The following is a 12837-nucleotide window of genomic DNA, read 5'->3' on the forward strand; positions in this document are numbered from 1 at the left end:
GTGGCGAATATTAAGCATCTTAACATATTTTTGTTCCTGTCGTTCCTGTTCATCTCTGTCGGTGCTTTTGCACAGGTACAGAGAGATACGGCGATCATAAGAAAACAATATGAAGTGGCCGACCCTACGCGGTACGAAGCCTATTACGACATAAAAACCGGGATGTACTATGTGTATCCCAAAATTGGAAATACCATCACAGGTCCTCCTACGGCAATGTCTCCGGAAGAGTATAAGCAATATATGCTTGCTACCCAGACTAAAGCTTACTATAAGGAGAAGTCTGATAAATACAATCTTCTTTTCAGAAAAGACAAATCGGATGCAAGGAGAAAAGGACTTATTCCTTCTGTGATGATCAATAACAAGCTTTTCGAAACCATTTTCGGAGGGAATAAAATTGAGATTATTCCTTCAGGATATGCATCCCTGGATTTTGCTGGACTTTACCAGAAAATAGACAACCCAATGATCTTGCCTCAGAACAGGACAAGCTTTACGTTTGATATCGATCAGAGAATTCAGCTGGGATTATTAGGAAAAGTAGGAGAGAACCTTCAGTTAAAGGCCAATTATGATACCCAGAGTGGTTTTGCTTTCGAAAACAGAATGAACCTTGTCTGGCAGGCAAAAGGAAGCTGGAAAGACCTTCAGAGCAAAGGCCTTGGAAATGTAGATAAGCCTAACGAAGGCGGAGAAGATAAAATCATCAAAAGAGTTGAATTCGGTAACGTAAATATGCCGCTTTCAACCAGTCTGATCCGTGGTTCACAATCACTTTTCGGGGTGAAAACAGAATTCCAGTTAGGAAAAACATTTGGAACGGTAGTCCTTTCCCAACAACAGGGAGAGGCTCGTAATATTGTAGTACAGGGTGGTGGCGTTATGAATAACTTTAAAGTCAATGCCATTGACTATGAAGAAAACCAGCACTTCTTTTTAGGGCATTATTTCCTGAATAAATATGATGATGCTTTGCTTAATTATCCACAGATCAATTCTACCATTAACATCACAAGATTAGAAGTTTGGGTATTGGATCAGGGGAATACTAACCTTGCTTATCAAAAAAGTATTATCGGGATCAGAGATCTTGGGGAAGGTGCAGGAGGCTTTACGTTACCGGATAACTCTCTGAATGGTCTGTATGATGGAGTTTCATCAGTAGCGGGAACCAGAGAAGCCGGAAAGAACTATGGGACTATTTTCCAGGGACAGGTACTTCCTGGAGATCCTACTCCTTATGATAACGGAGAGCAATTTATCTACAATACCAAAGCCAGAAAGCTTAATGCTAATGAATTTACCTTTCAGCCACAGCTGGGATATATTTCATTAAATCAAAAGCTGAATGATCAGCAACTTTTGGCTGTTTCATACTCCTATACTGTTAACGGAAGTAATAAAGTATACAAAGTAGGAGAATTTTCGGAAGAAAGTCCAGTATTGATTACTAAAGTCCTTAGGGTAAATAATAAAGTAAATACACAGTCTCCAATGTGGGATCTGATGATGAAGAATATCTATTCAATAGATGCCGGACAGGTAGCTCAGGATGGGTTTATTCTTAATGTATACTACAGAGACCCGAAAACCGGAGGTAAAGTGAATTATCTTCCGGATACTCCTGTAAAAGATCAGAACTTACTGAAGTTATTTAACTGGGACCGTCTTAATATGAATAATGATATCCAGAATAACAAAGACGGAAGTAAAGGAGACGGTATTTTTGACTTTGTTCCTGGAACCACTATTAGACCGGAAACGGGAAGGGTAATCTTTACCAAAGTACAGCCGTTCGGTAATTATCTGGAATCAAAATTAGGTACAAATGATCCTCAGTATGTTTTCCAGGATCTTTATACCAAACAGAAACAATCTGTTCTTTCCAGTAACCTTTCGCAAAGATATACATTGGAAGGCCGTTATAAAGGAACTCAGGGACAGGGTATTTCTTTGGGAGCAGTAAATGTACCTCAAGGATCTGTAAAAGTTGCCGCAAACGGAGTACAGCTTACGGAAGGGGTAGACTATACTGTAGATTATATGCTGGGGACGGTTACGATTATCAATGAAAACGTAAAACAATCCGGACAGGCTATCAACATTTCATTGGAGAATCAATTGACATTTAATACCCAAAGAAAAAGATTCTTAGGATTAAATTTAGAAAGAAGATTCAATGAAAACTTTATCTTAGGAGGTACTGTAATCAATTATTCAGAGTCTCCACTTACCCAGAAAGTAAATTTCGGACAGGAAGCGGTAAACAATACCATGGCGGGGATCAACTTGATGTACAACAATCAGGCTCCTTATCTTACAAGACTTGTCAATAAACTTCCGATGGTAAAAACGGAAGCACCATCCAACTTAAACTTTAAGATGGAAGCTGCTTACTTAATACCTGGATTGAACAAAGGAACAAACAATCAGTCTTATATTGACGATTTTGAACAGACTACTTCTAAGATTTCATTAAAAGAGCCGGCAGCATGGAGTTTAGCTTCAAAACCGGAAAAAAATACATTACCTCCCTTTAACACGGTTCCGGGTAATGATGATATAATAAGCGGATATGGAAGAGGATTATTAACGTGGTACAACATAGACCCTAGATTCTGGGGAGTAGGAGGAAAAGCTCCTTCAGGAATTACACCACAGTCTGTATCCAATCACGCTTCCAGAAGAGTACAATATTCTGAGATCTATAACAACAGAGATTTCGTAGCAGGAGAGCAAACCTTCACGAATACTTTTGATATTTCTTATTTCCCTAAAGAAAAAGGACCATACAACGTAAATCCATCAACGGAACAGCCACAAAGCAGATGGGGAGGAATTATGAGATCTATCAGCGTTCCGAACTTTGTTACTTCCAATATTGAATACGTTGAATTCTGGATGATGGATCCTTATGCAGATGGTAAAACATTGGGAACAGACCCAAGACTTTTACTTCATTTAGGAAACGTTTCAGAAGATGTTCTGAAGGACGGAAAAATGCAGTACGAAAACGGACTTCCAACTCCTGGTACACCATCATCTACTACCAATTCAAACTGGGGAGTTCAGCCAAAGCAACCTCCAATCTTATATGCTTTCTCTACGGAAGGAGATGAGAGAAGAGTACAGGATGCCGGATACGATGGTCTTACTTCTGATCAGGAAGCTATGAGATTTGGGAATACATTTGTAAACCCGGTTACCAATATTGCTGACCCTGCAGTGGATGACTTTGTGTTCTATATGTCTGATAAATTTACAGGAACACAGGCAACTTCAATAGTAGAGCGTTACAAATATTTCAGAAACCCGGAAGGAAACTCAGAAGCGAACTCTCTGAATGTAGCTTCACAAACTCCGGATGCTGAAGATATCAATAAAGATTATAACCTTGATCAGACAGAAAACTACAACCAGTATGTTATTAAGCTTGATCAGGCTAGCCTTGCACTTGGAGGAGATAATAATATTGTAGATGTTAAAACTGTAAAAGCAACATTCCAGAACGGGCAGACATCTGATGTTAAATGGTACTTGTTCAGAATTCCGGTATCAAAATATGATATGCAGGAAGGAACTCACGAAGATGCAGTTTTAAATAACGTAAGATTTGCAAGATTAATGCTGGCAGGATTTGATCAGACATCTACAATAAGATTCGGGACGATGGATCTTGTAAGATCAGACTGGAGAAAGTATGATAGTAAAATTGCCAGCACAGTAGTTACTGCTCCGGAAGAAGGAACAGGTACAGTTTCGGATCCGAACTTTGAAGTAGGAAGTGTAAATATTGAAGAGAATGCACTGAACCAGCCCCCATATGTATTGCCTCCGGGAATTGACAGACAAGTATTAAGTGGTAATGCAGGAGCTCAGAGACAAAATGAGGCTTCACTTTATATGAAAGTAACTGATCTTAAGTCAGAAGCAAGAGGGGTATTCAAAAATACAACACTGGATATGAGAAGATACAAGAAGCTGAAACTTTTTGTACATGCTCACGATCCGCTGAACAGAGTAATAGGAATGGATGAGAAGACCAAATTTTTTATTCGTTTCGGAAGTGATGCTACTGATAACTACTACGAATATGAATCATCCTTAAATCTTACACCTACTACGGCAACAGCTCCTATGGAAATCTGGCCGTTGGAAAATGATGTTGATTTTGATGTTCAAAACTTTGTAGATGCTAAGATCAGAAGAGATAAATCAGGAGTTCCTATTACTAACAGAACAATGGATCCTGCTTATCAGGAGCCTTTCAAGAATATTTATATCAAAGGTAGACCTAGTTTAGGAAATATTACTACCATTATGATTGGGGTGAGAAATGCTGACGTAAGAGGTGGAACAGGAATAACAAGGGTTCTATGGGTAAACGAAATCCGTCTTTCTGAGATTGAGAATGATGGAGGATATGCAGGAAATGCCAGCCTGAACTTTAACATGGGAGATCTGGCAACCGTAAACGCAAATGCTTCTTATACTTCAGTTGGTTTCGGAAATATAGATTCAAAACCTGCAGAAAGAACACAGTCTGCTTTGTCAACATTCAGTATTAACACAGCGGTTAACCTTGATAAGTTCCTTCCTGAAAAAACAGGAGTAAAAATCCCGGTAAACTACTCTTACTCACAAACTATTGAAGATCCGAAGTACAACCCTCTTGATACAGACGTAGAATTCAATAAGGCACCTAATAAGGATCAGTTGAAAAAAATAGCAAGAACGTATACTCAACAAAGAAGTATAAGTATTGTTAATATGCATAAGGAAAGGGTAAATCCAAATAAAAAGCCTAAGTTTTATGATATTGAAAACGTTTCTGTGACAGTTGGCTATAATGATGACTATTTCAGAGATATTTATACGAAAAAGAATTACAGACAATTCCTGAGAGGATATATTGATTATAACTACACGTTTAAGCCGTGGGTTGTAAAACCTTTCAATAAAATGATCAGTGATACTGCGAAATCTACCAAGTATCTGAGATGGGTGAAGGAATTCAATATTAACCCGATTCCTACAAGAATATCTTTCAGAACTGAAATCGACAGAAATTACAATGAACTTGAGTTCAGAAACGTAGAAGCTATTCTTAACGGAGATATAAATAATAACTTCGATGCCATCAGAAACAGAAACTTCTTCTTTGGATGGCAATATGGGTTAGGATTCAATTTCACAAAATCATTGAAGCTGGAAATTAATTCTGCAACCAGAACTCTTAATGATAATCTGGATGTAAACTCTATGGACAACAAGTCTATTTTTGGAAACGTATTCAGAGCCGGAAGACCGGTATTATATAACCACAAAGCACAGCTGAATTATAAACTGCCGTTCCAGTATTTGCCTTATCTTGACTTCATTGAAGCAGAAATAGGATACGGGTTTACCTATAACTGGGCTGCAAGATCTACTTCGTTACTTGGCTTTGTAGATCCGCAGACTAACCAATCAGCTAGTTTAGGATCTATTGGTCAGAACACCAATGTAATCCAGGCGACAGGTTCAGCAGATCTTCCTAAGTTCTTTGGACAGTTTAATTATTTCAAAAATATAAACGCCAAGCTTCAGAAACGTAGACAGGAGATGGATTCTCTAAACAATGTATACACGAAACAATGGGAGAAAAACAGATACAGATACAAGAAGTATAAGTTTAAAAACAGACTTACTCCACTTCAAAGTGCAGCATTTTTACTTACTTCTTTCAAGCAATTGAATGTAAGTTATAACGAAACAAATGGTACTGTACTTCCGGGATTATTGTCTGCTCCTAACTGGTATGGTTATGGACAGACTCTGGGAGGGCCAACAATCGGATTCCTTTTTGGATCGCAGGCAGATATCAGAAGAACGGTAATGGAAAACGGATGGGTAAGTAATTCCAACTACATGACAGACCCATATATAAGAATGTCAACCAAAGAATTGAGGGCAGATTTACAGGTAATGCCGATGAATGATTTAAGAATTGATCTTAATGTGTTGCATACCCTTAACAGTAATTTCTCACATACAGGATTTAACTATACCAATAATGGAGTTCCGGATCCTGACTATACATTTGCTAATGAATCCATAACGTATTCTAATACAACAATGCTTCTTAGTACTTCATTTAAAGATGGGCAGGCAGTTTACCAGGCTATCAGAGAAAATGCAAGAGCACTTTCGCAACAGCTTGGAGGTACAGGAGCTGTATTGGATAATAATGGATTTGCCCAGCATTACAGCATTGGAAATGCGTATGTATTGATTCCTGCTTTTAGAGCAGCTATGGAAGGGAAATCTGTAACCCCTATGGGTAATCCTAAGAAATCAGGATTCCCGTTACCAAACTGGAGAATTGTTTACTCGGGATTAAAAAATATTCCGATAATAAGCGGACAGTTCACGAAGTTCGATATCCAACATGGGTATACAGCAACTTACACTGCAACAGGCATTCAAAGCAATGTAGACTATCACGGCAACCCGAACGGATATTATCAAACTGTAGATGATGCAGGTAACGTACTTAAAAATGAGGGGGATAAAATCAATCCATATACATTCTCACAGGTAGGATATGTAGAATCTTTCTCACCACTTATCGGGATAGATGTTACGATGAGAAACAACATGCAGTTCGGTATACAGTATAATAAAACAAGAATGATGGTATTGGGATTAGTCAATCAGACGCTTACTGAAGATGCCAATACAGAATATGTAGTAAGACTTGGATATATTATCAGAAACTTCAGATTGGGAACAGCCAACATTAGAGGAAGAGGAACCAGAGGTAAAGGAAGTGATCTTAATATCAGAGGAGATATATCACTAAGAGACAGCAAGACCTCCATTATGAATATTCTGCTCAATGATTCACAGGTAACAGGAGGACAGAGACTGATGAATATCAAACTTTCCGCAGACTATAATGTTTCCGAGAATCTTAACCTGAGAGTATTCTACGAACAGATGACCTCAAAGTATAAGATCTCCACAGCATTCCCGCTGTCTACGGTAAGAGCAGGTATTTCTGCCACATTTACATTCGGAGAGTCCGGAGGCGGATTCTAAAAATGACACAAACTTAAAAGTCCTTCAGTTTTGAAGGACTTTTTTTGTATCCAATATTTGAAGCTACTATATTTTTGAATACATTTGTACAAAATAAAAATTAAAAAATGAACACACCATCAGAATTAAAGTACACGAAAGATCACGAATGGATCAAGATCGAAGGTAATGTAGCTACAATCGGTATTACAGACTTCGCTCAGGGAGAACTTGGAGACATCGTTTATGTAGATGTAGATACGGTAGATGATGACCTTAATGGAGGAGACGTTTTCGGAAGTGTAGAAGCAGTAAAGACGGTTTCAGATCTATTCTTACCTATCGCAGGAAAGGTGATCGAATTCAATGCAGACTTAGAAAGTCAGCCTGAATTATTGAATACAGATCCTTATGGAGATGGATGGATTATCAAATTGGAAATTGCTGATGGAGCAGATCAGTCTGAGTTACTTTCTGCAGATGATTACAAAGCAATCATTGGATAAGATTTCAAAAATATTTAGTAAGATATTGCCCATTTATTGGGCATTTCTTACTTATATGCTTCTCAAGCCCGGGGAAGAAAACCAGGAATACTGGTTCATGTTCAGCGGTATAGACAAGGTATTGCACTTAAGTATATTTGCAGCCTTGGGTTTCTGTTTTATGGCCGCATTTCCTAAAATAAAGTTCCCGTACTTTTTTCAGATCATTCTTATTTATGCATTCCTTACAGAAATTCTACAGGAAGAAATGGGATTAGGCAGATCTATGGAAACATTAGACATTGTAGCAGACACTATAGGATGTCTATTGGGATACTATACTTATAAGCTGTTGGTCAAGCGTTTTTTTTAGCTTTATTTCATCTCCAAAATACATCGGAAACTTCTATTTTTATATAGGTTTCTCAACTGCACCTCACTCAAACCCTCCAACTTTTTCTCTCTCCAACTCTCGAACATTTTCAGGAGCTTTATCCTGCTATCCATTCATACTCCTCGCGCTTGCGCTGTCCCATGCTCCAACCCACCCACTCTCCAATGCAAGCTGCGGGGTAACCATTCCTATCAGGGCTAGGGGAGATCAATTATAAATGATGAATTATAAATGATGAATGATGAGTGATGATGATATTGAGTTTTCAGGTTATTATTATCAATATTATTTCATCGGCTATTCTTTATATTCAAGACGATTTTCTGTTCCCACCAAAAATTATCACTGCTTTATATATATTAGCTGTATGATGATCTGTGAAAATCTGTGTAATCTGCGGGCTATTAAAAATATTCATTCGGCTTTCAATAGAACTGGTCTATGCTCCTGAGCTTAGTATAAGAAATCCCGTTTAATAAAAAGAAATCTCCATTCAGCTTTAGCCCCAACTTATCCTTTCTATATAAAAGCTATAAAATGGAAGTTTTCTAGAAAGATGTCTACTATTATATATTATATATAGGTATACCTTCCATTACCCATTACCCATTACCCATTACCCATTACTCATTACTCATGAAAATCCCCTCCCACGCTCAGACTCTCCCGCTCTCCAACCCACCTTCCCTGCATTCCAAACAAATGTTTAAAATTTTTCTCTCTGCGTTCCAGCGTCTTAGGGTTAAATATTATGGGAAGGTGAAATTTATGTTAAATAAAGTTGCTTGGTGTGTAGTAAGTTTCTATCTTTGCCCCACTGAAAAACGAAAGAGATTCGGTAGCGCAGAAGAGCTTTTAGATAAGCAAAAACAGTATTACTTCCAAAAGAATCAGACGAAAAAAAACTTGAAAATTTTTCAAAAAAAGTTGCCAGTTAAAAAAGAGTTTGTATCTTTGCAGTCCCAATTAGAGGGAGCGCAGGAGTGAAGAGATTGAGGTTATGAGAGGGATTAAGGTTACTAAAAAAACTTTAAAATTTTCTTTCAAAACATTTGGTTATTACGAAATAAAGTTTTACTTTTGCACTCGCAAATACGGAGCGACACTGACAGAGAGATTGCTTCGTTACAAAGCGGAAGAAGAAAAGATCATTGACATACAATATAACAACCAAGTAAGGAAAAACTAAAGCGTTAAAAACTTTGAGTGAGTCAGACAAACATACAATGGAGAGTTTGATCCTGGCTCAGGATGAACGCTAGCGGGAGGCCTAACACATGCAAGCCGAGCGGTAGAGTTTCTTCGGAAACTTGAGAGCGGCGTACGGGTGCGGAACACGTGTGCAACCTGCCTTTATCAGGGGGATAGCCTTTCGAAAGGAAGATTAATACCCCATAATATTTAGAATGGCATCATTTTAAATTGAAAACTCCGGTGGATAGAGATGGGCACGCGCAAGATTAGATAGTTGGTGAGGTAACGGCTCACCAAGTCTGCGATCTTTAGGGGGCCTGAGAGGGTGATCCCCCACACTGGTACTGAGACACGGACCAGACTCCTACGGGAGGCAGCAGTGAGGAATATTGGACAATGGGTGCGAGCCTGATCCAGCCATCCCGCGTGAAGGACGACGGCCCTATGGGTTGTAAACTTCTTTTGTATAGGGATAAACCTACCCTCGTGAGGGTAGCTGAAGGTACTATACGAATAAGCACCGGCTAACTCCGTGCCAGCAGCCGCGGTAATACGGAGGGTGCAAGCGTTATCCGGATTTATTGGGTTTAAAGGGTCCGTAGGCGGATCTGTAAGTCAGTGGTGAAATCTCACAGCTTAACTGTGAAACTGCCATTGATACTGCAGGTCTTGAGTGTTGTTGAAGTAGCTGGAATAAGTAGTGTAGCGGTGAAATGCATAGATATTACTTAGAACACCAATTGCGAAGGCAGGTTACTAAGCAACAACTGACGCTGATGGACGAAAGCGTGGGGAGCGAACAGGATTAGATACCCTGGTAGTCCACGCCGTAAACGATGCTAACTCGTTTTTGGATTTTCGGATTCAGAGACTAAGCGAAAGTGATAAGTTAGCCACCTGGGGAGTACGTTCGCAAGAATGAAACTCAAAGGAATTGACGGGGGCCCGCACAAGCGGTGGATTATGTGGTTTAATTCGATGATACGCGAGGAACCTTACCAAGGCTTAAATGGGAAATGACAGGTTTAGAAATAGACTTTTCTTCGGACATTTTTCAAGGTGCTGCATGGTTGTCGTCAGCTCGTGCCGTGAGGTGTTAGGTTAAGTCCTGCAACGAGCGCAACCCCTGTCACTAGTTGCCATCATTAAGTTGGGGACTCTAGTGAGACTGCCTACGCAAGTAGAGAGGAAGGTGGGGATGACGTCAAATCATCACGGCCCTTACGCCTTGGGCCACACACGTAATACAATGGCCGGTACAGAGGGCAGCTACACAGCGATGTGATGCAAATCTCGAAAGCCGGTCTCAGTTCGGATTGGAGTCTGCAACTCGACTCTATGAAGCTGGAATCGCTAGTAATCGCGCATCAGCCATGGCGCGGTGAATACGTTCCCGGGCCTTGTACACACCGCCCGTCAAGCCATGGAAGTCTGGGGTACCTGAAGTCGGTGACCGTAACAGGAGCTGCCTAGGGTAAAACAGGTAACTAGGGCTAAGTCGTAACAAGGTAGCCGTACCGGAAGGTGCGGCTGGAACATCTCATTTTAGAGCGTCTTATGACGTTAAACAAAATCAGTACGCAAGTACATATACTTACTTAAAGTATAGCTTTAGTTTTTTGTTTGGTTGGTTTATAAGTAAAAAGGTAAAAGTGAAAAGAGCCAAGTAATTGGATCTTAAAAAATTACTCATTACCCATTACTTATAGATATATAAAAAATAAAACCCACTAGAAATTAGTATAGGGAAGAGATACAAGAGCCCAGAGCCAAGAACCAAGACGAATGAAGTTTTGTATCTAGCATCTAGGATCTATAAGTCTAAACAGACAGTCTCGTAGCTCAGCTGGTTAGAGCGCTACACTGATAATGTAGAGGTCGGCAGTTCGAGCCTGCCCGAGACTACTAATTGAAAAAGACGGGAAGATAAAAGAGCCAAGAGCCAAGACTACCAAGTAAAAGTCTTGAATCTAGCATCTTGAATCTCTTAGTCTACTAGCGGGGAATAGCTCAGCTGGCTAGAGCGCCTGCCTTGCACGCAGGAGGTCAAGGGTTCGACTCCCTTATTCTCCACAGTTTTGGAAGATTGATTTAAAGTTACGGATGGAGCCAAAAACAACATCTGTTCATCAGTCGGAAAGAAGAATTAAAGATCATTGACATTAACGGTAAAGACATCACAAAGAGAAAACCGAGCGCATAAAGCGCTTGAGTAACCAATAGGAAAGAAATCGTTAAGGGCGTATGGCGGATGCCTAGGCTTTCAGAGGCGAAGAAGGACGTGGTAAGCTGCGAAAAGCTGCGGGGATTGGCACACACGAATTGATCCGCAGATGTCCGAATGGGGCAACCCAATACATTGAAGATGTATTACCTCTTAGGAGGAGCAAACCCGGAGAACTGAAACATCTAAGTACCCGGAGGAAAAGAAATCGAAGAGATTCCGTAAGTAGTGGCGAGCGAAAGCGGATTAGCCCAAAAGCTAATATATGTTTAATAGAATGTTCTGGAAAGAACAGCCATAGAGGGTGATAGCCCCGTATATGAAAGGCATATTTGAGTGATAAATGAGTAGGGCGGGACACGTGAAATCCTGTCTGAATATGGGGGGACCATCCTCCAAGGCTAAATACTCCTGAAAGACCGATAGTGAACAAGTACTGTGAAGGAAAGGTGAAAAGCACTTCGAATAGAAGGGTGAAATAGAACCTGAAACCGTACGCCTACAAGCGGTCGGAGCAGCATTAAGCTGTGACGGCGTGCCTTTTGCATAATGAGCCTACGAGTTAATTTTACTAGCGAGGTTAAGGTATTAAGTACCGGAGCCGGAGCGAAAGCGAGTCTGAATAGGGCGCATAGTTAGTAGGATTAGACGCGAAACCTTGTGATCTACCCATGGGCAGGTTGAAGCTCTGGTAACACAGAGTGGAGGACCGAACCGGTTGACGTTGAAAAGTCTTCGGATGACCTGTGGGTAGGGGTGAAAGGCCAATCAAACTGGGAGATAGCTCGTACTCCGAAATGCATTTAGGTGCAGCGTCGATGTTAAGTTTATTAGAGGTAGAGCTACTGATTGGATGCGGGGGTTTCACCACCTACCAATTCCTGACAAACTCCGAATGCTAATAAATGTTCGTCGGCAGTGAGGGCATGGGTGCTAAGGTCCATGTCCGAGAGGGAAAGAACCCAGACCAACAGCTAAGGTCCCAAAAAAGTTGAAGCAACGCGGTTGGACTGCATTGACAGCTAGGATGTTGGCTTGGAAGCAGCCATTCATTTAAAGAGTGCGTAACAGCTCACTAGTCGAGCGGTCCGGCATGGATAATAATCGGGCATAAACATATTACCGAAGCTATGGATTTATATTTTAGATATATCTGGTAGGAGAGCATTCTATTTGCGCCGAAGCAGTACTGTGAGGTATTGTGGAGCGGATAGAAAAGAAAATGTAGGCATAAGTAACGATAAAGCAGGCGAGAAACCTGCTCACCGAAAGACCAAGGCTTCCTCAGCCATGCTAATCAGCTGAGGGTTAGTCGGGACCTAACGCGAACCCGAAAGGGGTAGTGGATGGACAATGGGTTAATATTCCCATACTTGCTCACGAATAAAGGGACGGTTGGATGTAGCTGCTGGAGACTGACGGAATAGTCAAGGCCTAGCCTTCGGGCGAAGCTGCTGCAGTGTAATCTGATCCAA

General features: G+C 40.5%; 3 protein-coding genes, 2 tRNA genes and 2 rRNA genes. All 7 read left to right on the forward strand.

The genetic code is table 11. The annotated features are described in order from the left end of the window. Window positions 1-7086 (forward strand): cell surface protein SprA, encoded by a 7086-nt coding sequence (gene sprA / locus CLU97_RS23165; protein WP_121490214.1) that lies wholly within the window; start codon window positions 1-3, stop codon window positions 7084-7086. A 107-nt stretch (window positions 7087-7193) separates the two neighbouring features. Then, entirely contained in the window at window positions 7194-7571 is a 378-nt protein-coding gene (gcvH, locus tag CLU97_RS23170; protein WP_121490215.1) for a glycine cleavage system protein GcvH, read from the forward strand. Between the two features lie 25 nt (window positions 7572-7596). Beyond that, a complete protein-coding gene (locus tag CLU97_RS23175; protein WP_410493432.1) occupies window positions 7597-7923 on the forward strand; it encodes a VanZ family protein in 327 nt (108 codons plus the stop codon). 1244 nt (window positions 7924-9167) lie between these two features. Then, a 16S ribosomal RNA gene (locus CLU97_RS23185) occupies window positions 9168-10684 on the forward strand. 285 nt (window positions 10685-10969) lie between these two features. Next, a tRNA-Ile gene (locus tag CLU97_RS23190) sits at window positions 10970-11043 on the forward strand. A gap of 95 nt (window positions 11044-11138) precedes the next feature. Continuing rightward, window positions 11139-11211, forward strand: a tRNA-Ala gene (locus tag CLU97_RS23195). A 151-nt stretch (window positions 11212-11362) separates the two neighbouring features. Continuing rightward, window positions 11363-12837: ribosomal RNA gene (locus tag CLU97_RS23200) — 23S ribosomal RNA — on the forward strand; the annotation flags it as partial.

This window comes from Chryseobacterium sp. 7, from assembly GCF_003663845.1.
Taxonomy (GTDB): domain Bacteria; phylum Bacteroidota; class Bacteroidia; order Flavobacteriales; family Weeksellaceae; genus Chryseobacterium.

Coding starts and splice junctions, on each gene's coding strand:
- gcvH (WP_121490215.1), top strand. CDS start 7,194: ATGAACACACCATCAGAATTAAAGTACACGAAAGATCACGAATGGATC.